Source organism: Mediterranea sp. An20 (genome assembly GCF_002160055.1).
In the GTDB taxonomy this organism is placed as follows: domain Bacteria; phylum Bacteroidota; class Bacteroidia; order Bacteroidales; family Bacteroidaceae; genus Bacteroides; species Bacteroides avicola.
Genome location: NZ_NFJV01000018.1, coordinates 26,279 through 51,403, shown reverse-complemented (window position 1 = coordinate 51,403; position 25,125 = coordinate 26,279). Strand labels below are relative to the sequence as shown.

The 25,125-nt window shown below is 52.6% G+C and carries 9 protein-coding genes; 3 read left to right on the top strand and 6 right to left on the bottom strand.

The window, feature by feature from the left end:
- The first annotated feature begins 36 nt into the window (after positions 1 to 36).
- On the top strand, positions 37 to 3,966 hold the full coding sequence (locus B5F34_RS11190; protein WP_162609323.1) for an ATP-binding protein: 3,930 nt from the start codon (positions 37 to 39) through the stop codon (positions 3,964 to 3,966).
- A gap of 91 nt (positions 3,967 to 4,057) precedes the next feature.
- Here the strand turns inward: B5F34_RS11190 and B5F34_RS11185 are convergent, their stop codons facing one another.
- The 6 genes from B5F34_RS11185 to B5F34_RS11160 all read right to left on the bottom strand — a co-directional run bounded on the left by B5F34_RS11185 (position 4,058) and on the right by B5F34_RS11160 (position 20,096).
- Entirely contained in the window at positions 4,058 to 6,994 is a 2,937-nt protein-coding gene (locus B5F34_RS11185) for a glycoside hydrolase family 88 protein (RefSeq protein ID WP_087338867.1), read from the bottom strand.
- Between the two features lie 362 nt (positions 6,995 to 7,356).
- Positions 7,357 to 8,265, bottom strand: a complete 909-nt coding sequence (locus B5F34_RS11180) for an alkaline phosphatase (protein WP_087338864.1) — start codon at positions 8,263 to 8,265, stop codon at positions 7,357 to 7,359.
- A gap of 522 nt (positions 8,266 to 8,787) precedes the next feature.
- Positions 8,788 to 10,743 carry a RagB/SusD family nutrient uptake outer membrane protein gene (locus tag B5F34_RS11175; protein WP_087338862.1) on the bottom strand — a complete coding sequence of 652 codons (1,956 nt, stop codon included), beginning with the start codon at positions 10,741 to 10,743 and terminating at the stop codon, positions 8,788 to 8,790.
- A 35-nt stretch (positions 10,744 to 10,778) separates the two neighbouring features.
- Positions 10,779 to 14,120 carry a TonB-dependent receptor gene (locus tag B5F34_RS11170; RefSeq protein WP_239448925.1) on the bottom strand — a complete coding sequence of 1,114 codons (3,342 nt, stop codon included), beginning with the start codon at positions 14,118 to 14,120 and terminating at the stop codon, positions 10,779 to 10,781.
- A gap of 624 nt (positions 14,121 to 14,744) precedes the next feature.
- Positions 14,745 to 16,679, bottom strand: coding sequence for a RagB/SusD family nutrient uptake outer membrane protein (locus B5F34_RS11165; protein ID WP_087338860.1), 1,935 nt, complete (start codon positions 16,677 to 16,679; stop codon positions 14,745 to 14,747).
- A gap of 33 nt (positions 16,680 to 16,712) precedes the next feature.
- Positions 16,713 to 20,096, bottom strand: coding sequence for a TonB-dependent receptor (locus B5F34_RS11160; RefSeq protein ID WP_087338858.1), 3,384 nt, complete (start codon positions 20,094 to 20,096; stop codon positions 16,713 to 16,715).
- 1,988 nt (positions 20,097 to 22,084) lie between these two features.
- Here B5F34_RS11160 and B5F34_RS11150 point away from each other — a divergent pair.
- Together B5F34_RS11150 and B5F34_RS11145 are read left to right on the top strand one after the other, a co-directional pair.
- Positions 22,085 to 23,317 carry a glycoside hydrolase family 88 protein gene (locus B5F34_RS11150; RefSeq protein ID WP_087338852.1) on the top strand — a complete coding sequence of 411 codons (1,233 nt, stop codon included), beginning with the start codon at positions 22,085 to 22,087 and terminating at the stop codon, positions 23,315 to 23,317.
- A gap of 349 nt (positions 23,318 to 23,666) precedes the next feature.
- Positions 23,667 to 24,896 carry a DUF2264 domain-containing protein gene (locus B5F34_RS11145; protein WP_087338849.1) on the top strand — a complete coding sequence of 410 codons (1,230 nt, stop codon included), beginning with the start codon at positions 23,667 to 23,669 and terminating at the stop codon, positions 24,894 to 24,896.
- The last annotated feature ends 229 nt before the right edge of the window (positions 24,897 to 25,125 follow it).

Here is a 25,125-nt window from a genome sequence, read left to right as displayed (position 1 = left end):
TTGGAATCGGCTAACTTCCTGTCACAGCCTTCCGTTATGACTATTTCGCAGGATGAGTTGGGGCGGATGTGGTTTGGGACACGCGAGGGCATCAATGTCTACGATGGACGTGAAATCATCTTCTATAAAGGTTGGGTGCGTGGAAGCCGGGACCGTGTCTGGTTAGGCAACGATATTAGCTATGTATGCCGGGGGAATGACAAGAATATGTATATCTTGTCCGAAGAGAACCTGTATGGATATGACGTGAAGGGAGATTTCTTCCGTCAGCTGACTTTCGGTGGAACAACGTGGACTGTCGTCGAAGACGGGGGCAATGTCTGGTTTGTGCAGAATGATTCCATTTTCCGTTGGGACATGCAGACTGACAGACGCCGATATATGCGGAAGTCGCCTGTTTCTAAGCCGACAGCCCTGCGGATTACGAAAGACTATCTCTTCGTCGGCTCTCGGCAAGGACTTTTCATGTGCAGCTATGAGGGAGAGGATTCCAAGCTTTACTTGAAGGGCCTTGAGATTTATAGCCTGTTCGAGAGCCGGAGCGAAGAGATGTGGATTGGTACACGCATGGACGGACTGTACCGGCTGAAGGATGCGGAAATCTCCCGTGTGCCTTATTCTGCCGACGGCACGCAGGGGACCATTGATTCGCAGATACGTGAATTTGTTGAGGACAACGACGGGAATATCTGGTTCGGTACATTTTCGGGCTTGCAGACGTACCGGATCAGCGACAAGAAATATGCGCGCATCGATGTCCCTATGTATGTGGGCGGGTTGAATCATCCGTCTATTTTTTCTTTGTTCAAAGACAACAATGGGGTTATCTGGATAGGCAGTTATTATGGAGGCGTGAATTATTTCGACCCCCGTCGCAACGGTATCGTGCATTATGACTACCAGAACTATACAGGCGGACCGCTTTATTATTCGCTGATAGGAAATATGGTCAAAGACAGAGACGGCAATCTGTGGCTGAGCACCGACGGTGGCGGCATTTCATGTCTGGACAAAAACTGGAATCTGCTGGAACAATTCACGGCAGGCAATGGCAGTCAGAGCCTCTTGCATAATAACATCAAAGACATAGTATATGATGAGTCGCGCGATTGCCTTTTTATCGGGACCTATTTAGGGGGGCTTTCGCGCTATGACCGGCGGACGCATCGGTTTTATAATTACCTGCAACATCAGCCTTCGCAGAATTCGGGAGACAGTCCGGGGGCGGTGATTCATCATCTGAAACTTTGGCGGGGAGACCTGTATATCTCTTCGCGGGAAGGCATTTTCCGTTTGGACCCGGACCGCAACCATTTTGAGCGGATCAACGAGAACCGGTATTGCGAATGGTTCGATATTGACCAAGACGGCACACTGTATATGATGGGTTCCCATTCGTTCACGTTTTTCCCTCTGGATGATGTTTCGCACAGGAAAACAGTTTGGATGGATTCAAATGGTGGACATGGTTCTTTAAGCCAGGTGCTGGCTTATCAGGGTAGCTTGTATGTATGCATGCTGGGCTCCGGACTATATCGGTTCGACAAAAAGACGGAGCAGTTGCATTGCCTTTCCGAGATATACGAAGACCTTCCCAGCAGTTATTGTTATGCAGTGGAGCCGATAGATAGTACCCGTTTGTTGGTCTTGAGTGACAAAGGCATCTCCCTGCTTTCGTTTCCGGAGAAGCAAGTCAGTACGCTGACACTGGGGACTTATGCTACGGGAGCTTCTGTCATCGACGGATGCGGACTGTTCTCCGACGGCCACCAGGTCTATGTGGGCGATACCAAGGGAGTCACTTTCTTTTCGCTGGAAGAGTTTGAACTGAGCCGCCAGCTTACGCCCTACTTCTCGTCGTTGTGGGTGAACAATCTGCTGGTAGAGCCTGGCGACAAAAGCGGCATCTTGCAGCAGGCATTGCCGTTTACACAGGAACTTCACTTGCAGGCCCACCAGAATAATCTGACCATTTATTTCCAGTTGAAAGGCTCTATGTACCAGCATACGGATGTGGTGTGCGAATATAAGTTGGAGGGCTTTGACAAAGAGTGGACGCCGGTGACCGAACAGAGGATTCGTTATACCAGGCTTCGTGCCGGCGATTACGACCTCTTTATCCGTCCGGTCGGCAATCCGGAGGCAGTGCAGAAGATGAGCATTCATATCGCGGCACCGTTTTATGCTACGTGGTGGGCCATTTTGCTTTATTTGCTGGTGACGGGTTCGGTCGTAGCCTACTGGATATGGAACCGGCAGCAGAAACATGCCTGGGCTTTGTCGCTGGAAACGGAGAAACGGAAGCAGCAGGCACTGGAGTTTTCATTGGAAAAGGAGCGTATGCAAGCGAGGTACACCGATGAAATGAACCGCGAGAAGCTTGTGTTCTTCACGAATGTCAGCCATGAGTTGCGCACACCGCTTACGCTTATTGTGAGTTATGTGGATTCGCTGTTGGAGGAGCGGCTGCCCGATGCCCTCTATCACAAGTTGCAGCGCATCAAACAGCACTCCCAGATCATGACTCAGCTGGTGACGGATTTGCTGGATTTCCGCAAGTTCTCGCAAAACAAAGGCAAACTGGTGTTGAGCGAGTTGGATATTGTGCGTTTTGCTTACGACATTTACACTTCATTCAGCTATTTTGCCCAGCACCGGAGCATCAACTATACCTTCAGTGGTACGTCAGGGAGCTTAGTCGGCTGGTTTGACAGGCAACAGTTGCGCAAAGTCCTCACCAATCTTTTGTCTAACGCTTTCAAATATACGCCGAACGGCAGGGAAATCTGTGTGAAAGTTGCGCCGTGGGATGATGGTGTGAAGATAACTGTCAGCGATACGGGCATCGGCATCGCTCCGGAAGACGTACCCCATATCTTCGACCGTTTCTATCAGGGTAAACGGCAGGACGTCACAGAACAGATGGCAGGCACCGGCATTGGACTGGCTTTGACCAAGCGCCTGGTAGAACTGCATCACGGCCGTATCTATGTGGAAAGCAAACTGGGTGCAGGGAGTATCTTCAATGTCTTTCTGCCATTGGCGAGAGAAGCTTATGAAGGTGACGAACACATTGAGTGGAATGACAGTGGAGAGGCAGAAAAGACCGTCGAAAACCATCCGTTGTATGAGGCATGTCTTGAGACGGAGGAAGGTGAAGAGGATGTTGCAAAAACGGAGCGACGGTATACAGTCCTCTTGGTAGAAGACAATCAGGAGATGAGGGCGGTATTGAAACGGATTTTCCAGCCTCACTACCACATCAGGCTGGCTTCCAATGGTCAGGAGGCTCTGGAGGTGGTGCGCACGAAATTGCCCGACCTGGTTGTGAGCGATGTCATGATGCCGGTCATGAATGGTACGGAGTTTTGTGCGCAGGTTAAGAAAGACCCGGACTTGTGCCACATTCCGGTTATTCTGCTGACGGCGTTGAATACGCCCGAGAAGAACATCGAGGGGTTGAGCCTGGGAGCAGATGACTATATCACCAAGCCTTTCAACGCCCGTGTCCTTCTGGCACGTGCCGACAACCTGTTGCGCAGCCGGATGCTGTTGAGGCAACAGATTGGACAGAAACCTATGGCAGAGGTCGATTTTTCCGGCATCAGTCTGTATGACCGTAATTTCTTGCAACAGGTGGAAACGGTGGTCAAGCAGCATCTGGCAGACCAGGATTTCGATATTCCGATGTTGTGCCGTGAAATCGGGATAGGGCGTTCCACGCTTTTCTCCAAGTTCAAGATTCTGATGGAGATGACGCCGAATGCTTTCATTACCAACGTCCGTCTGCAGGCGGCAGAGGCCATGTTTCGGAGTAATCCTTCTTTGTCCGTATCGGAGGTCGTAGGACGTTGCGGTTTCAGCTCGGTGCCCTATTTCAGGCAATGTTTCAAGGAAAAGTATGGCAAGTCGCCGTTGGCTTATCGGAAAGAACTGGGGCAGAATATCGCTTCCGATGAGGAGTGAGGGGGATGGTTAGTGTTCAATATCCGCTTGGGTTGCGGGCTACGGCCGGGGGGGGGTATGACGAACCTGCGGCTGTAGCCCGCAACTTGTTCTACATCATGACCATGCGGATATATCCGTTGCGTGCCTTGTCTTTCATGACTATGCCGATGCGGGTGTAGGGCGGGCAGTTCACTTCGATGGTTTCCGAGGTAAAGCTGACGGGAGCAGATGCCTCGATGCGGATGCGGACGGTTTCTTTGCCTGAGGTCAGTTCCAGCATGTCCTTGCCGACGGTCTTCCAGGAGGCGCGGGTAGTGATGGCTGTTTCAAAAGCAATGGGAGCTTCTGCCGAATAGCGGTCTTCAATGCTGAAACTGCCTTTGCCTGTGCGGTCGTAGACAAACTGGCGGGTCAGCTGGCGGAGGGAAGTCGTCTGGGCATAAGCAGCCGTCAGGTCCAGCAGGCAGGAGTCTACTGTCTGGCTCATGGCCGTATGCAGAATTTTGCCCTGAGCCGATTTCCCGGTCTGCTGTAGGTTTCCGTCTACCACAGGAAGTGGGTGTCCGAAAGAGTTCTTGATGGGATACTTGTAGGAGCCGTTGTCGAAGTAGTCTCCGGGGTAAGAGAACGGACCTCCCATGTCACCGGCCAGCGTTTCCTCTCCCACGGCCACGGTATACGACCCCACGTCATTGTGGTTGTGGCTCTCTCCGTTGTGTCCAGCCTTGAATGACACCCCCATCCGGCACTCCGAGTCGGGTGCAGGTCGTGAGATGAAGATGTTCGCCAACGGCCAGCGGGAATGCAGCGGGGCGGCGGTTTCCTGCAAGGCTTTCTTCATTTCCGAAGTCATGTTCACCGGCCAGGCAGGGTTGGGAAACAGATAGATGAGGTGCAGCGAGAGGTTGTCCGTCATGGAGGGGAAGCGATAGCGGGCAGGCGATGTTTCCTGTCCCAGGGCACGGGCGCAGTAGTCCGTGATGAAGTCCGCGGGTGCGAGTCCGATACGGCAGTCGGAATAAGCCGGGCAGATATTGTTTTGAATCTGGATGTTCTTGCCGTATTGTGCCAGGCGTACGAACTTGGGTAGGCAGAAGAAGTCTATCTGTCCGTTTGTGGCCCGGCAGACCTCTTCGCGTAGTGTGACATAAGCGGCAAATCCATAGTTGTAATAGCCTACACCTTCACTGCAATAGCCATCGTCGGGATATCCTTCCATGCCATAGTGATGGTATTTTTCGGCCATGGCTACAAAATAGGCACGTTCTTCTTTATCAGTCAGCAGGGTAAGTGCCGCTCCCGTAACCCCGGCCAGACAGACCGAATTCCAGTTGTTTCTGACGGTAAACCAATAGAAAGGTTTGGTCTCTTCCAGGCAACGGAATATGGGGCGGAACACTTTCTCGCGGAAAGCGCATTGTGCCAGGGCGTGCGTTTCGGCAGGCAGTTTGTCGCCCAGGATATACAGGCATTGTGCCAGGCTGTTGCCCGAAGTGGCTACCACCAAGTCCACGTAATAATCGCGTCCGTAGTAGTTGTTCAGGTTGCGGTCATGTGCAGGGATAGACCAAGGCTTCTGGGCACATAGTTCGGCGATTCCCTTGCGGATGGCAGGCACGAAGCGTCCTTTATTTTCGATGCACTCTGCCAGCGACAGGCGGAATACGTACTGGTAGCGTGCGTTCATCATGTTTTCGCCTGGTAGGCGGACCCCCGTCTTGTTCAGATGCAGGTAAAGTGAGTCGACAAAGGGAGGCATTCCTTTTTCCATACTTTCTCTAGCCTCTTTCACCAGTGCTTGTGCTTCGGGCATGGCAGCCACAGCCTCCCAATACTTGCGGTCTTTGTAGGTTACGCCTATTCCCTGCGGCTTGTCGGGCAGCATGGCAGCGATTTCGCGCACACGGTCTGCAGAGAGATTGTTCAGCACCAGGTCATTGCTTGCCATCTGATACAATTCGCTTCCTGCCAGCAGGAAAGCGCCGGGACCGTAAGATTCGGTCATTTCCCGCGATACTTTCTTCGGGTCGGCACCCACGGGCTGTACGAAGCCCAACTTGCCATCTTCTTCTATGGCCGTCAGCATGGCCTTCCAGCCTTTTTCCAAGGCAGGCATGAATTCTTCTTTGGGCAGTAGTCCTTGGTTGATGCCGTAGGCAAAGCCGTAGAGGAAAAAGCCTGTTCCGCTCGTTTCAGGCGAGGGGTACGACTCCGGGTCCAGCAGGCTGGCACGCCAGAAGCCGTCCGGTTGCTGCAGTTCGCGTATGCGGCCGCAGATTTCCTTGAACAGTGCTTCGTAATAGGGGCGGTATTTCTTGTCATCGGCAGGCAGCACACGCAGAATTTCCACTAAGCCACCTATCACCCAGCCGTTGCCGCGGCTCCAGAACACTTTCTGGCCGTTGGCTTCTTTCTGGCCGATGTAGCGTCGGTCGCGGTAGAAAAGGTGTTCTTCGGTGTCGAACAGTTGTTTGTAGGTCTCTTTGTATTCCCTGTCCATGAAGCGGATGTATTTCTTGTCTCCGGTGAGTACATACAGGCGGGCATAGACTGGCGGTGCCATGAACAGGGCATCGCACCACGTCCAGCGCTCCAGCGTGCTGGCATCGGAATAGCTCAGGTTGAACGAACCCGACGAGGGATGTTCCATCACCCATTCCGTACGTGCCACGGTGGGGATGAGCATAGACTCCTGTTTGTATTTGCGGTAGAGGTCCAGGTAGGTTTGGGCGATGCAGACATCGTCGGCATGATACATGCGTTTCTCCACCTGCCAGTAGTTACGCGCTCCCAATCGTCGGAGCCATTTGAAGTAAGACTCATCGCCGTTCTCTTCCTCGGCGATTTCTGCCCAGCGGGTCAGTCCTAAGTAGAAGGTGGCGTTCACCCAGTTAAGCTCGCCATGTGGCGAAGCGCCGATGTGTGCAATTTGCCAGTCGGCCACACGGCGCATGGTTTGCCGCAGGTCGGCTTTGTTGAAAGTCTGCTCAGCCCAGGCCATCTGGCAACCTGCGAAGAGCACTAACAGCATAAGAACTTTTTTCATCGTGTGATATAATTAATGTTATTAGAATGATGCATGCTCACTCAGCCCCGGTATTCCTGCTCAGGCTGTTTATCTGTCTGGCGCGGGACAGACATGCGTATTTCCTGTCTGCAAAAATACGCATCTTCTATGGATGGGAGGCAGTAATATTGTCCGAAAAAGCAGCGACAATTGTCTACTTCATAAGTTAATGGTTCATTTAGAGCGTAACTCTTTACGCGGACTGCCGGAAATCGGGCGAAAGAAAAACGTCACGCCTTCACTAACGCATCAGGATGCAGCAAGTGAAGGCGTGAAGGCTGTTGGAAAAAAGTTATTCTGCGCAGAATGAAACGGCGCATTTCTGTCAGTAGGCGTGCCTGTTATTTAAATACCTGTACCATCGGACGGCCGATCCATGCCTGCGGCTGTTCCAGTCCGAAAATATAGGCGATGGTGGCAGCCACGTCATACTGCATCATCAGTTCCTCAAACTGGCCTCCGTTCTTGCGGATGCCTTTTCCGGCGATGATGAACGGAGTTTCCATTTCCTGCAGCGTTTTGCCACCGTGTCCTTTCTCGATGCCACCGTGGTCGGCAGACATGAGGATGATGGTGTCGTCATAGATGCCGGCAGCTTTTACGGCATCCACGATACGCTTCACGTAGCTGTCCAGCGTCTCCAGTTGCTGGTAGTAGGCAGGAGTGTCGTGTCCGTCGGCGTGCCCTACGTGGTCCAGTTGGTCGAAGCACACAGCCACAAAGGCCGGTTTTTCGGCTTTGATGTATTCTTCGGCCATGGTGCAGAGTTTGTCGGGCTGTTTGTCGTAGTCCTTGGCTTGAGCATAGTGCTTGATGGCCAGCGTGTCTACCAGATACTTGATGCCCTCCCACTCATAGAGACAGCCGGTTTCTGCTTCGGGCATCTGTTCCTGCATGAGCGAATAGATGGTGGGGAAGATACCGTGTTCGTTGGTGACGGCAGAGGGTATTTCGGGTGTGTGTGATCCCCAGGTGGTGTAACCGTGGATTTCCGTTCCGGCTCCGTTGAACATCGATGCCCAGTTGATAGCCGATGATGACGGAAGTACGGATCTCTTCTTCAGGGTGTAGCAGCCGTCTGCCATCAGGGCGCGGATATTGGGCACCTCGGCTTTCTTCATGCTGTAAGCGCCCCAGCCGTCTAAGGCAATCATGACTACGTGTTTCGCTTTCGGTTTGGCGGCCTGTGCGGGGGCGATGTTTCCCAAGGCCAACAGGCAGCAGATGATTGAGATTGCAATCTTTTTCATAACAGTGTAAGTTTTAGATAATTGTTTGTGAATGGTTTTAAGGATTCAGTTTGTTCCCTTTTTCCTGCCATTCCGGGTGCAGTCGGGATTCCTGAAATGTTTTACTCACGAATCCCGGCCGCACCCGTTCTGACTAGAAATGAATTTTAAATAAACTTTAAGGAATAAGTAATCAATCAGAATTAGTTTATCAAACACAGAGACACAGAGACACAAAGTTCTGTAACTGTCTGTCGGGAAAAATGAGGGGAGGGAACAGAGTCCGCGGCTTCGCCGCATACGAGAGAAGGGAAATTAACTCTGTGAGCTATGGACAAGAAAACAAAAATTCTGTGTCTCCGTGCCTCTGTGTTTAGTATCATTTAATTTTGCATATATATTGGAGTCTCATTGACTTTATCGGAAACAGACAGAGGTGTGTGTCAGAACAAATACGTCAGATGTTTATAGACATGGCAAATGTCTCTTTCCGTATTGTTCCGACACATCCTCTTCTATCTCCTGTTTATATACTTCTCAGGATTAATACAGCCATCCCGGAGTCTTTTGCAGGTTCGGGTTCTTTTCTACTTCTGTACTGGGCACAGGCCAGATGCTGTAGTCGTTGGTCGTAGACCAGCTTGCACCTCCGTTACCACTGCTCTGAATGCCGTTGCAGGTCTTGGCACCGGCAATGTAGTTCATGAACGGTTCGAACTCGGTTTCGCGGAGCGTACCCCAGCGCAGTTCTTCGAAGAAGTTGACGCCTTCCATGCAAAGCTCTCGGCGCGACTCGTTGCGGATTTTGTTCAGGGCATCTTCCTTGCTGGTGAAAGTGTACGGCCACATCTCTACCGACGGACGCTGGCGCACCATGTTCACCTTTTCGGCGGCACCGTTCAGATCATCCAGCTGTGCCAAAGCTTCTGCCCACATCAGCAATACGTAGGCATAACGGAATACCGGTTCGTCGATGGGGCTGTTTTGTGCATATTCGCATTCGTAGCCTTCCATTACAAACTTGCGGTAACGATAGGCAAATTCTGCCTCGCTGCTACCGTCCTGCATCAGGTCATACGGAGCGGTTACTCCCCAGCTGGGGTCTTCCTGCAGGTCTACGTAGTGGCGTTGTTGTTTTACCGGCCAGCGGAATACGTAGGGTACCGGGTTCATGTCGCCCGCATTCAGGCGTTGTGCATCGCCACCCAGATAAACTTCGTCGTAGGGCAGGATTACGTTGTAGCGCAGGCGAGGGTCGCGGTTTTCCCAGGCCTTCTTCAGACGGGCTTCGTTGCCTTCGGGCAGGTACAGGCTGCGGTTGCCTTCCGATACGATGTTTATCTTCTGGCGTATCATTTTTCTCAGTTCCGTGCCGCCGAGAGGTTGGCCGTTGGCTACTGAATCGCGGAGGAAGTAAATCAGTCGGTCATTGGCTGGGATGTCGAAATATCCGGGGATGATGTCGTTCCAGTCGAAGTCTCTTTGCTCGTCCTTGTATTCATACATATCTACCAGGGCGTTGGAAGGAGCAAAATAAGACCAGCCTTCCACGCCGTCGTGTCCTACCATGGATCGTGTGCCGCAATAGCGCTGTGTAGCATTACCGTATCCTTCCATTTTGTCGGTGTTGGAAACGGCGAAGATAATTTCCTCGCAACCTTCGTTCTCTTCCGTGAAGATTTCTTTATATCCGTTCTGGAATAATCCGAAACCGCATTCTCCTACTTTCTCGAAGTCGGCGACGGCTTTGCGGAGCATATCCTGGTCAATGGACGTGCTGGTTACAGTGCCCACGGTATTGTCGTAGTTGTATTTGGCGCCCAGCATCAGGTAGACACGTCCGCGCAGCGTGTAGGCAGCACCCTTGCAGGCGCGTCCTGTCTCCTGATAGTAGTCGGGGAAGTTAGGCTCGTTGATGCAGTCTGTCAAGTCTTGTATCACCTGTGCCCAAACTTCCGATTCGGGTGATTGGCTCTTCGTACATTCGTCTACGGACTCCAGGGGTTCCAGATAAAGAGGAACACCCAAACCGTAGCGGCCGAACAGTTCGTTCAGACGTGTGTAATAGAATGCGCGGAGAAATTTACTTTCGCACAGCAGGCGCAGGCGGGTTTCGTCATCCACACCGCCGCCGCCCGGTTGTGAAAGGGCCTGGATGGCATCGTTGGCGCGGTGTACGCCTTCATAGAAATTTTTCCATGCGTTGGAGAAGAGACCGTCGCTGGAACCGGCCGTTCCTTTGGTGTAAGGCGGTGTACGGTAGGGATCGGTGGTCATGCCCAATGCCTCGAAAGCAGGTGTCGCATTGGAATAGTCCTGGTTGTATACGCCCCAGCCGCGCAGTCGCTGGTAGATGGCGGCTACGCCCTGGTTGGTCAGAGTGGAATTGGTCCACATATTGCCGGAAGCCACCTGGTTATGCGGCGCCATGTCTAAGTCTACACAGCTTTGCAGTCCGCAGAGTGCCAGTCCGATGAAGGGTAAGATTATTTTTTTCATATTCAATGTTTTTATTTGTCAGTAAATGAACAGGGTTAGAATGTAATGTTGATACCGCCGGAGATCATGCGGGGAATGGGGTAGGACTGGAATCCAGAACCGCTCATTTCCGGGTCAACACCGGGGAAGCTCGTAATCGTCAGCAGGTTCTCGAACGAAGCGAATATACGCAGCTTGTTGATGTAAGCCTTCTTGGTCAGTGCCTGCGGCAGGGTGTAGCCAATTTGCAACGTCTTCAGCTTGATGTACGAAGCGTTGTACAGCTCGCTGGTGTTGGCGCGGTGGGCGCTGTTGGTATTACCGATGCGCATGTAGGGTGCGTCAATGTTGGCATTGGGGTCGAGAGCCGGGTCGTAGTTGGGGTCGGTCACTGACAGCTCGGGGTCGCAGTAATAGAAAATGTCGCGGGCGTTTCTGGCCACGATGGTTCCTTCCTGCCAGCCGGCATCGCTCATTTGGTTGAAGCCGCGTTCGTAGATGTAGCGGTACATGCCAGCGTTGCCTGCCCATGTCATGTTCAGGTCGAAGCCTTTCCAAGCCATGGCAATGTTGATACCGTAAGTATATTTCGGTGTGGTGGACTTGCCGGTGAAGACGCGGTCGTTGTCGTTCGTGCCGTACATGCCATCACCGTTGATGTCGGCATAAATCATTTCACCGTACCACAGGCCCTGTCCTTGTCCGATGCTCTGGTTGTTGAAGTCATACACACGGTTGCCATCGGCATCGCGGTAGTCCAGCATGGCGCGCACCCAGTCGAGGTCTTGCTTGGTGCGGATCATACCGTCGCGCGGACCGCCGTTGGGGTCGGGCGTTACGCCGTCGGCCAAGTAGATGTTGCCGTTACCGTGGTGGCGTTCGAAGAGGTAGTGTTCGTTGTACATGTGGTCTTCCACTACGATGGTATTGCCATAGTCGGCCACGTCGCCGCGGTTGGTCACGTAGATGGGGTTGCCGTTTTCGTCTGTAGTCCAGCCTTGTTCCAGCTTGCCTTTATATTTCGATACGGTGTTCTTGTTCCAGGCGAAGTTGGCGCTGATGCTGTATTCAAAGTCTTTGATGCGGTCGGCCCAGCGCAAGTTCAGTTCGATACCGCGGTTGCGCATATCCGAAGTGTTGGTGACGGGGGCGCTGACACTACCCATGGTCATGTAGATGGAGGGCGATGCCAGGATGCCTTTGGTGGTGCGCTGGTACCAGTCGGCTTCGATGTTCAGGCGGTTGTCAAGGAATCCTAAGTCCAGACCAATGTCGATGGATTCGCCGGCTTCCCAGTGCAGGTTGGGATTGGCAATTTTGCTTTGGCGCAGACCTTTTACAACCTGGTCGCTGAATGAATAGTTGACAGTGCTGTAAGTAGCCTGCCAATCGTAGTAGCCGGCAGTCATGTTACCCAACTTACCCCACGATGCACGCAGCTTCAAGTTGGAGAGAATGTCTTTGGCGGGTTCCATGAAGGGTTCTTCGAGGATGCGCCATGCGGCAGATACAGAGGGGAAGGTACCCCAGCGGTGGTCGGGACCGAAACGGGAAGAACCGTCACGGCGGAAGTTGGCTTCCAGCAGGTAGCGTTCCTTATACGAATAGTTTAAACGGCCGAAGTAGGAGATTACGCCGTATTCCTGCATGGCGGTACCGCCCACGGTGGGAATTTGCTGGTCGGTGGCAGCGGTGAAGTCGGGCAGGGAGAGGTCCAGCAGACCCGTGCGGGTGGCGCTGAATCCTTTCACGGTCCAGTAGTATTGTTCGGTACCCAGCATGACGCTGAAGTCATGGTCGCCGAAGGTATTGGCATACTGGATAGTTCCTGTCTGCGTGCGGTTCTGGTAACGGGTGGTTCCGCGTGATGTGGTGGCCTGGTCGGCGCTGGTTCCGGGATATAAGTCGCCGGTGCGGAAGTTTTCCTTGTCGATGCACTTGCTCCAGGTTTCCGATTCGCTGAACAGGGTCTGGTAGTTGAAGCGTCCTTCGATGGTCAAACCTTTGAAAGGTTTCAGGCGGGCATACCAGGTGGTGTTCAGACGGGTGTCGTTGTAGGAACCGCCTGTACCCACTACGGTAGCCAGTAGGTTATTGTTGGACGAACCGTCCACGGCCACACCGTAGCGTCCGTTGTATTCCGGTGTCATGGCGGGGGTGTTCTGGAACATGTAGGTGAAGCTGGTGTTGCCCGGTTCGGCATTTTCAAATGTAGCGTATGTCTGTGTACCGATGCTCAGGAACTTGGTGATTTCGGTTTCCACGTTGATACGTCCTTCGTAGCGTTTCAGTCCGGTGTTCTCCAGCATACCGGGGTTGTCCATGTAGCCGAAAGAGAGCAGGTAGGTGGTCTTGTCGCTACCGCCTGTGATGGACACATTATGCTTGTGCATGGTGTAGGGACGGAACAGCACGTCTACCCATTGGGTGCTGGGGTAAGCCAGGAAGTTGGGCACACCGTAGGGGTTGTCGGTACCGTAGGGATTGGTGGCAGCTTTGACTGCTCCTTCGCGCCACTCGTCGATGGCGGCTTGTGTGTATTTGGTACCTGCCTGGTAGTCGCGGTTGGTGCTCCAGCGGTTGGCCATTTCCATGTATTCGGCATAGTTGTTCTCGAAGCGGAAAGCTTTACCGCTCATCTTCGAGTTGGTGACAATACCGGTATAGGTTACCTTCGGAGCTTGTCCTTTCTTACCTTTCTTGGTGGTGATGAGGATTACACCGTTGGCGCCTCGCGAACCGTAGATGGCGGCACTGGCGGCATCTTTCAGGAACGAGATGCTTTCTACGTCGTCGCTGTTGACAGAAGCGATGCTGGCTTCGGCACCGTCCACGATGACCATGGGCGAAGAGCTGTTGAAGCTACCCAAACCACGCATCTGGATGTTGGCGCCGTCGCTGCCCGGCTTACCGGAACTCTGGCTGACCTGCACACCGGCTGCCAGACCGGAGAGTGAGCTGGAAAGGCTGGTAGTGGCGCGGCTTTCCAGTTTGTCGGAAGCCACCGTGGCTACCGCACCGGTCAGGTTGGCTTTCTTCTGTACGCCGTAACCCACTACGACTACCTCGTCCAGCACTTCGCTGTCTTCTTTCAGGGTTACATTGATGTTTGTTTTCCCCTTGACGGAGATTTCCTGGGTGACATAGCCAATGTAGCTGATGACCAGGATGGCATCGTCCTGTACCTTCACCGTGAACTTACCGTCTATGTCGGTGATGGCACCGTTGTTAGTGCCTTTTTCTGCCACACTGGCACCGATAACGGTCATGCCCGTGTCGTCAAATACTGTACCTGTAACGGTCTTCTGTGCGAAAACCGATGCAGAAGTGCATAGCAACATGCAGAGAAGCATGAGCCATCTGGGTGTCTTTACCCGAGTTCTCTGTTTTCGTTCCATAGATCTTGTTAATTAGTTATTAAATGAATGAATGTTAGAAAAGTTTTCGTTAATTTTATGCTGCAAAATTATGTGTCTAAAACGAAACAGGGGGTACAAATTTGTCCGAATCATCGTATGTTTTTGTCCAATGTTATATTTTTTTGTCCAATTCGCTGCTTTTGGGGCGCAAAAGTAGGGGGAATGGGTTGCGTTTTTTTTGCAACGATGTTACAAAACCGTAACAGTCGGGAGTCTTGTTTAACGCTTTTTTCCTTTGGTGGATGCTTGTCGCACACGGAGGACAGGCTATAAACATGGGGGCGTAAGTAAATGTGCAAACTTAAATGATAGGAAACACAGAGGCACGGAAACACAGAGTTTTTGTTTTCTTGTCCATAGCTCACAGAGTTAATTTCCCTTCTCTCGTATGCAGCGAAGCTGCGAACTCAGTGTCTATCCCGTTGACTTTCCGACAGACAATTACGAAACTCTGTGCCTCTGTGTCTCTGTGTTCAGATTAATGTGTCTCTGTGTTTGATATAAACTAATTCTGATTGATTACTTATATGCAACAGTCCCCGCCAATCCGATGGACTTGCGGGGACTGTCTCCTTATGTTAAGCAGTTATCTGTTATGCCGGATTAATATTCCCATCCCGGAGTGGGAGTCATGGCGGGATTCAGCTCGATTTCGCTCTTGGGCACGGGCCAGGTGTACCACTGGTCACCTATCCAGTTGTAAGTGGTACCGCCGGTGCTTTCCGAACCGCCCCAGGCATGTTGTGCGCAAACTTGGCTGAATTTGGTCTCCTTCAGTGTGCGCCAACGCATTTCATCGAAGAAGTTGATACCTTCGTTCACGAACTCGCGGCGGCGTTCGTCACGCACGTAGTTGCGGGCTGTTTCCTGGTCGGTAAATTTTTCGGCCGGGGTGGGGATGCCCACACGGTCGCGTACCTGCTTTACCAAGGCCATGGCTTCGGTCAGGTGATTCTGTTCCACTTCGGCTTCGGCCTCCATCAGCAGCACGTCGGCATAGCGGATGATGGGTTCGTCGATGGGGTTGTCCTGACGGCGCAGGTATTCCAAACCTTCACCTACGTATTTGCGGTGGATGTACTTGAATTCGGCTTGTGCGTTGCAGCAGCCCGAAGTGTAGTAATCATCCGGCAGGTTGGGGTTGGCGTTGGGTTCGGCAGATGTCTGGTCGAAGTAGTATTTACCGCTTACCGGCCAGCGGTAGGTGTACCAGCCTTCGGCGGTGGAGTTGCTGTTTACCCCGAGGTAGTCGGCATACGGTGTCACCACGTTGTATTCCAAGCGCGGGTCGCGGTTGGCGTAAGCGGCTTTCAGGCGGGCTTCGTTGCCTTCGGGCAGGTAATAGGCCTGGATATCGGCGGGGAGGTCGGCAAGGATGGCATCAATGGCTGTTGTTACGGTGCTGTGCACTTCCATGCCGTTGACGTACTTGTCGCGCAGGAAGAACACCTTGCGGTAGCGGGTGTGGCCTTCAGAGGCTTCCTTGTTGGTCACGTAGGTCCAGGCATCGCCCAGGTAGTCTTCCCAGGCAAAGTCTTTTACCGTGCCGTCGGGATTGATCTCTTCGTAGAGGTTCACTAAGGCAGGCGTTACCTGCAGGTCGGTCCAGCAGCCGCGGCTATCCTGGGAGCCTTGGGTGAAAGCGGCGCAATATTTCTGCAGTCTTGAACCGTAGCCCGTGGGGTCTTCGATGTACTGCAGGCTCATGACCATTTCCTCGCAACGCTCGTTTTCCTGCTTGAACAGTTCCTTGTATCCACCCTGGAAGAGGCTGTATCCGCAGTCGTCCACCTGTTCGAAGTCGGCTACTGCTTTGTCATACTGTTTGGTAATCAGATAGGCACGGCCACGGAGGGCGTAGGCGGTACCTTTGCTGACACGTCCTTCACCGCCAATCTGGTTGTCCGGCAGGGCGGGTTCGTTGATGGCATCCGTCAGGTCCTGGATGACCTGTGCCCATACTTCGGCCTCTGAACTCTGCACTTTGTTGCATTGGTCCGGGTCTACCGGTTCGGTGTAGAGGGGCACACCGATGCCGTTGCCGTCGTTGGCAACGCCGCTGTTGCCGAAGAGGATGTTCAGGCGGTCGTAGAAATAAGCGCGCAGAATCTTGCACTCTGCCACAAGACGTGCCTTTTTCTCTTCGTCAATCGGAGCGCCCGGTATGCCGGCGATGGCAGCATTGGCGCGGTGAACGCCGTTGTAGCACCATTGCCAGATGCTCAGGAATACATTGTTGCTGGGATTGACAGAAGCCGTAAACAAGTTCTGCATGCCGTATTCACCTTGTCCGCCCATGCCGTAAGCATCAAATCCATAGTAACCGATGGAGAGGGATTCTCCGACAACTCCGTTGCCGGGGAAAGGATTTCTTAACGAATAGTACACACCGATGACACCCTGGTCCACGCTGTTTTCCGTTGTCCACATGGTACCGCTGGACAGCTGGTTCGTGGGTGATTGGTCCAGAATCTCCGTACAGGCTGTCATGCTGCCCACTACGGAAGCTATTGCCAGTAAATTGAATATCTTTTTCATATTGTCTGAATCTGTTTAATATAAGGTGTAAGTTTAGAAAGTGAGCGAAATGCCGCCCGAGAACATACGTGCGATGGGGTAAACTACCAAGCTGGAACCCAGTTCGGGGTCTACACCTTCGAATCCCTTGTGCTTGAAGGTCAGCAGGTTTTCACCCGTGAGGAAGATGCGCAGATTTTCGATGTGTGCCTTGCTCAGCCACTTCTTGGGCAGGGTGTAGCCTATCTGCAGTGATTTCAGTTTGACAAACGAAGTGTTCTGCAGGTAATAGGTGCTGCTGGGAGCCGTGCCGCCCGAAGTCAGCAGGCGCGGATACTTGCCGTTGATGCTGGCGTTGGGGTCGGTGGCAGGGTCGTAGGTCGTGCCGCGGATGACACCGTCTTCATCGGTGATGAGGCCGTTGTAGGCAGCTTCCGCATCGTAGAAGTAGAACTTGTCCCAAGCATCGCCGGGCAGCTGGTCGCCTACATTGGTTATCATGTTTTCGTTGGCACCGCGTCCCTTCAGGTAGTGGTAGCTGCCGAAGCGGCCGGACCATACCATGCTTACGTCAATACCCTTCCACTGGGCGTAGAGGTTCAGACCGAAGGTTACTTTCGGGGTCGTGCTCTTGCCGGTGAACTCGCGGTCGTCGTCGTTACCATACTTACCGTCGCCGTTGAGGTCGGCCATGATGAGGTCGCCATACCACAGGCTGGAACCGTCGGGACCGATTTCACGCAGGTTGTTGTTGAAGGTATAGCCGGCATCCATCATGGCACGTACCCAGTCGAGGTCGGCCTTGGTGCGGATCATACCGTCGCGCGGACCGCCGTTGGGGTTCACGCTGCCGTCGGCAAGATAGTAGGTGGCATCGCCGCTGTAGGGACGGCGCAGGAACCATTCGTCGATCATGTGTCCTTCCACACGGCGGGTATCACCACCGGTTGATACATCAGCCAGGTTGGTGTAGCGCCAGGTAGGATTGCCCCAAATGTCGAGTGTGTTCGGGTCTTGTTCCCATCTCAGCGTACCCTGGAAGTCGGTGATTTCGTTCTTGTTGAAGCCCAGGTTGAGGCTGGCTCCGTAGCTGAAATCGCGTATGCGGTCGTTCCATCCGAGGTTGATTTCAAAACCGCGGTTGCGCAGGCTGGCGGTGTTGGACATGGGGGCATCGATGGTACCCATGGTCTTGTAGATGACGGAGTTGGTCAGGATGTCCGACGTGTTGCGTATGTAGTAGTCCATTTCGGCGGTCAGGCGGTTGTCGAAGAAACCGAGGTCAAGACCGATGTTCCAGGTCGTCACTTTTTCCCACGACAGGCCGAGGTTCTGGATGGAAGCCTGAATCAGACCGTTCTGTACGGATTCGTTGAATACGTTGTTGACAGATGAGTACAAAGCCTGCCAGTCGTAGTTGCCGCTCACGGTATTACCCAATGAACCGTAGGAAGCGCGGAGCTTCATGTTGCTGAAGACGTTACGGATCGGTTCGAAGAACGGTTCCTCGCTGATGCGCCAGGCGGCAGAGCCGGAGGGGAAGAAACCGCGACGGTGGCCCGGTGCAAACTTGGACGAAGCATCCGAACGGAAGCTGAACTCAAAGAGGTATTTGCTGTCGTAGGCATAGTTCAGGCGTCCGAAGTAAGACAGCATGGCGTTGACCGATTTGGCACTGCCGCCGATGGAGTACATCTCGGCTCCGGAAGTAATGTCGGTAATGCCCCAGTCAATCAGGCCCTGCATGGTGGCGCTGAAGCCGGTTGTTTCGGCGCGGTACTGCTCGTAGCCGAAGAGTCCACCCACATCGTGCTTGCCGAAGGTGTTGTTGTAACGCAGCAACAGGTCGGCCGTGTAGCTGGTCGATTCATAATAGTAGCGGTAGGTCGTGGCCTGGTCCAGCACGCCGACCCCTTCTTTCGGGGTGTCGAGGCTCTCGCGGAAGCTGTAGCGCGGCAGGTCTTGGCTGTAGTGCTCGTCGTGGCGCGTGTACTGGCTCCAGTTGAACTTGGCTTCTGCTACTAAGCCCTTCAGCGGGAGTTCCACATTGGTATACCACGTCGTGTTCAGGCGGGTATAGGTGTTGCGTCCCCCCTGGGCGGCCACCTGCTGCAGGATGTTGTCCTTGTTGGTTACTTCCGGGTTCTCGCTGGCACCGTACTTGCCGTCGTAGATGGGGTTGATGCCCGGATAAGCCTGCTGCAGGTAAGTCATGGACGTGCTGCCCGGATCCTTGAATTCCTTGGTACCGTAGGTCTGCGTACCGAAGGTGATGAAGTCGGCAATCTTAGTCTCCACGTTGGCACGCATGTTGAAACGCTGCAAGGCAGTATTGTCCAGCGTACCGGGGTTGTTCTGGTAGCCTAAGGAGAGCAGGTAGGTCGTGTTGGCGCTTCCACCCGTCACATTTACACCGTAGCGGTGGTAGAACGAGGGCTGGAACAGGTACTGCGCCCAGTCTGTGTTGGGATAAGCCAGCCAGTTGGGAATCTGGTTGCCCGTGGTGGGGTTGGTGTAGATGCCGTTGGGGTTGGCATCGGCTGCCCGCCATTCCTCGATGCTGGAATAGCTGTAGTCTGGGTTGCCGGCCGAGGTAGGCTGTGCGTTCAGTTTGGCGATGTTGTGCAATTCCATGAAGTCGGCGGTGCTGGACATCAGGCTGTAGTCGGTCACCGGTTGCTGCGAAGCAAACATGGCATTGAACGTCACGCGGGGTTTTTCGTTGTTCTTACCTTTTTTGGTAGTAATCAGGATAACGCCGTTTGCCGCACGCGAACCGTAGATGGCAGCCGAGCTGGCATCCTTTAGGATGGAGACACTCTCAATGTCGTCGGTGTTCAGCGGAGCCATGTCGGCCTGCACACCGTCCACGATAATCAGCGGGCTGCTGTTGTTGAACGAGCCGGGACCACGTACCTGGATAGAGATGCCTTCATCACCGGGGGCACCGCTGCCCTGCGTGATGCGCACACCGGGAGCTGCACCTGCCAGTGCCTGTCCCAAGCTGGTGACGGGGCGGTTGGCAATCTTATCGGCGCCTACGGAGGCTACCGAACCGGTGAGGTTCACTTTCTTCTGTACACCGTAACCCACAACGACTACTTCTTCGAGCATTTCGTTGTCTTGTTGCAGTGTCACGGTGATGTCCGTCTTTCCCTTGACGGAGATTTCCTGTGTCACATAACCGATGTAGCTGATAACCAAGGTTGCATCGTCTTGTACTTTCAGCGAGAATTTACCGTCCATGTCAGTAATGGAGCCATTGTTCGTGGTACCTTTTTCTACCACACTGGCTCCGATGACAGTCATACCTGTGTCATCGAATACTGTACCGGTGACGGTCTTCTGTGCGAAAACCGATGCAAAGGAGCAAAGCAACATGCAGAATAGCATGAGCCATCTGGGCGACTTCGCCCGAATTCTGTGTTTTCGTTCCATAGATGTACTTAATAAATTAGTAAAAGGGATGATTTGTTTGGTAACTTTTTTATTAATTTTGGGGCAAAATTATGGAATACCTTTCTATTATATAATCTAAAATTGTCCGAAAAAACAGTGAAAATTGTCTATATGAATATATTTAAGGATAAAAATCGCCTTTTCCTGCTAAAATTTGCCCTGTTTGCAGCTTCCATATCCGTTTTTGGAGCGGACTTGTGAGAGTTTCCGGTTATGCCTGCACGGCGATAAATCCGCTACACATTATTATATATATAAGTAGTCAATCGGATTTATACTTTGTGCGGGTTAGCATTGTGTATTTCTACCTTGCCTGCCCTGACAGCTTCGAAGAGGTTGAATCTCGCACATCTGACTCTTTCTTGTCTCGTACACGCGGCAACCTTGAAGAGGTTGAACTGTGCTTAACCGCTGGTGGCTCCCCGAAGGGGAACACCTGCGGGTTATCTCATCTTCCTTCCATCGACCTCGAAGGGGTCGAACCACGTATGGTGCTCTCTTGGGTTCATGGTGTACTGGGGCACTGCGTCCTTCCCGGACATAGAGACTGTAGCGGCGAAGTGTGACTTTCTCCATCCGTCGAATCTCGGAATGAGTCAGTCTGAAGAATGTGGCTGGATATATGTGGTTCGACCCCTTCGAGGTCGATGTGCGAGTAAGAGGATAGCTCCGCAGGTGTTCCCCTTCGGGGAGCCACCAGCGGTTAAGCACAGTTCAACCTCTTTGAGGTTGCCGCGTGTACAAAGCTAGAAAGAGTTGGGCGTGCAAGCAAAAGTGTGGCGATATGCACAATTCCAGCCCGCGCAAAGTATAAATTCATATCAAACACAGAGACGCAAATATAAAGACAGAGGCACAGAGTTTCGTAATTGTCTGTCGGAAAGCCAACGGGAGAGGCACGGAGTTTGTGGCTCCGTCGCATACAAGAGAAGGAGAATGAACTCTGTGAGCCGTGGACAAGAAAATAGAACTCTGTGCCTCTGTGTCTCTGTGTTTATATTTGTGTCTTTGTGTTCTTACAGTTTATCGCCTTCCTCTGAAAAAACGGGGAAAATGGCATTCTTTATAAATGGTTTTAGCACATCTTTCACCGTATTTCATTCATATCCAGATGAGTGATAATTTTTCAAGAGCGATTTTTTATAAATGGAAATCGGGCAGATTTCCTGCCTGTTTTGTAGGAAAATAAACCTACGGACAATTTTATCCTGAAATCTTTCAAAGCTTCACTTCCATTTAATCCGTTCATTGAAAGAGAAATACGGTGAAAGATGCATCCTTCACGCTTCTTTCACGGATATGTCGTGTGCCGGTCGTTCCGAAAAGACTGCTTATACTTTGAAAGCAGACTTCCCATAGCCGGGAAGGCGGCTTCCAAGCGCCTGGAAGCGGACCGGTTTGTCGGGGAAAGGCAATTTGAAAGTTGTGAAGGATGCGTGAAGGCACTATGTTTCACAACAATCTGCTGGATGACAATGGATTAAAAAGGCGTGAAGGCGTGAAGGAAAGAAACGGAAGAAATAGTATGAGGAGTGTGAAACATCGGATGTAAAGGCATGACCGCAGCATCATACACCGCGAATGGGTATCTGAAACATCCCCCAAAAACTGAAAGCACTACCGTCTTGTCGTCAGGGTGGAAGACCATGCCGGCAGTCACCGGAGAGATGCCAACCTGCATCCGGGGGACGTAAAGTGCCATTTCAGCGGCGTAAAATGGCACTTTAGCAACGTAACTCTGACTTTGGCGAAGCTGTGTCCGCCTTCCATTCTTCCCTCCTCGTGCCAGCCCGATTTTTGTGTCCTATACCCCGCGGATTTCCCGATTCCGGTGAAAAAAAGTGCTTCTGGAGAGCGAAAAACAGTCTTTTGGATAATATATGCTCTTTTTTTGTACAATCGTGTAGGCTCTGTTTGGGCAGAAGTTGCTAATATTGCACTCGGAAAAATATACTAACAGAATAGATATGACAGTGAAAAAAATTTTTGCAGGATTAGGTGCGGTGGCAGGCATGTTGCTGTGCCTGCAATGCGCACCTTCACAGAAGAAAGATGCGACAGACACGTCGTGGGATGCCCTGGCGGTAAAGAACGCCCGGGCGCAGATTGGGTTGGCCATCGATACGATTGAAGCCAGCGGGAAATGCCTGAATCCGGTAACGATGACACCGGAAGGTAAAGTCTATTATTGTGGTTATGCCGACTGGCGGAGCGGATTCTTCCCCGGCAGCGTATGGTATCTGTATGAACTGACCGGCGATTCCACCCTGTTGCCCCTGGCTGTGAAGTACACCGAGGCATTGGATGAAGCCAAGAACCTGACGTGGCATCACGATATAGGCTTCATTATTAATTGCAGTTACGGCAACGGACTCCGCTTGTCGCACAACGAAGCCTACAAGGACGTGATGGTGCAGGCAGCCAAGTCACTCTGCACGCGTTTCCGCGAGAAACCGGGCGTCATCCAGAGCTGGAATGTCACGGGCGACAGCTGGCAGGCAAAGCGCGGCTGGGAGTGCCCGGTGATTATAGACAACATGATGAACCTCGAACTCCTCTTCGAGGCAACCAAGCTGTCGGGCGACTCTACCTATTATAAGGTGGCCGTGTCGCATGCCGACCGCACCCTGAAGGAACAGTTCCGCCCGGACGGCAGCTGCTACCATGTGGTAGACTACAGCATCGCCGACGGCACGGTGCGCCACCGGCAGACTGCCCAGGGCTATGCCGATGAGTCGGCGTGGTCGCGCGGACAGGCATGGGCCGTCTACGGCTATGTGATGTGCTACCGGGAGACGGGCGACCGGAAATATCTGGACCAGGCCCTGAAGACCTTCCGTTTCATGAAGAATCACAAGAACCTGCCTGCCGACCTGATACCCTATTGGGACATGGATGCGCCCAACATCCCCAACGAGCCGCGTGATGTCTCTTCAGCATCGGTCATCGCTTCGGCATTGTATGAAATCAGCACCTTCGACGTTCCCGAGGCAGAGACCTACAAGGCGTATGCCGACAGCATGATGCAGTCGCTGGCTTCGCCTGCCTATACGGCACCGCTGGGCGAGAACGGACGCTTCATCCTGATGCATAGCGTAGGCAGCATTCCGCACAACAGCGAGATTGATGTGCCCCTGAACTATGCCGACTATTACTATCTGGAGGCATTGAAGAGAAAGAAAGAGATAGAAAACAAGTAAGTAGCCGTTCATAATTAGTTTATACTATCATGGAGAATGAGGTGTCTGTCATTCTGAGATGTTTCGACTTCGCTGCGCTCCGCTCAACAAGACAGATACACATCATATAAACTAAATATCAACAACTACTTAATTACAGAAAGATTAATAGGTAAGATGTCAAAGAAGTGCAGGAATCGGGCCGCTTCCCGGCAGGGGCGGAAACCGTTCCCGGCAGACAGTAGGCCCGATTCCCCAGCTTCGAACCATGTTGCCTGTTTCAAATAAGCAATCAATCGGATTCTTAAATGAAACACAGAACCCGAGCACCGTATCATTTAATTTTGCACCATTACTTAAGTAAATAGTCATGAAAAGAAAACAACTTGCTGCCCTTCTGATAGGGCTTTGTGTGACGGTCGGTTTCTGCCGCGCCGCCGAACCGAAAAACGACCGCCAGGTATGGGCGGAGATGTGCTACAAAATAGCCCGGCCCGTGCTGGAGAATATGAGTAAAGGCGAGTTGCAGAAGAATATGCAGCTGGAGTATAGCCCTACGTGGGACGGACGCGACAAGCGCGTGGCTTATCTGGAGACATTCGGACGCCTCATGGCAGGCATCACACCCTGGCTGGCCCTCCCGGAAGATAATACGGAAGAAGGCAAGATGCGCAAACAACTGCACGAGTGGGCATTGCTGTCGTATAAAAATGCCGTGGATCCCGAAAGCCCCGATTACCTGCTGTGGAAGAACTGCCCCAGCCAGACGCTGGTGGATGCCGCCTACTTGGCGGAGAGCTTCCTCCGTGCCCCGGAAGCTACGTGGCAAAAGCTCGACAAGGTGACGCAACAGCGCTACATCGAATGCTTCAAAGGCCTGCGTGTGCTTCGCCCGGCATACAACAACTGGCTGTTGTTCCGTACGATGGTCGAGGCTTTCCTTCTGTCGGTAGGCGAGGAAGCCGATGCCTTTGTTCTCTCTGTAGGACCCAACAAAATCAATGAATGGTACCTGAGCGACGGATTCTACTCTGACGGTCCGGAATTCGCCTTCGACTATTACAATTCTTTCGTCATGCACCCGATGTATGTGGAGGTACTGGAAACGCTGGAAGCCAACAAATTCTGGTCGAACGTCAGCTCTAAATTGGCCGTGAAGCGGATGCAGCGCTTCAACACCATCCTGGAGCGCCTTATCTCGCCGGAAGGAACCTTCCCGCCGGTGGGCCGCTCCATCACCTACCGCATGGGCGTATTCCAGACCATGGCGCTGGCTGCCTGGAAATATGGCATGCCGGAGAACATCAGCAATGGACAGGTGCGTGCCGCACTGACAAAGGTCATGCAGAATATGTTTGCCGTCGAAGGAAACTTCAATGAGAAAGGCTTCCTGGCACTTGGCTTTGCTGGCCATCAGCCCGATTTGGCCAACTATTATACCAATAACGGTAGCCTGTATATGACTTCGCTGGTGTATCTGCCTCTCGGCTTGCCGGCCGACCATCCGTTCTGGACAGACCCTGCCGAACCCTGGACCTCGCAGAAAGCCTGGACCGGCAAGGACTTCCCCATCGACGGTCATGTATCGCTGAAGAAATAACACGGAAAAGCCGCAGAATAAAATTGGTTTGCGACAAATGAATGGAACACAGAGACACGAAGGCACAGAGTCTTATTTCTGAAGCGGACAGAGTCAACGGAGACAAAATTGGGTTTTGAGCCCTTTCCCTTCTATTTATTCTCCGTGTCTCCGTGCCTCTGTGTTTCCTATCATTTGATTTTGCATAAGTAGCCGTTCATAATTAGTTTATACTCTAATGGAGAATGAA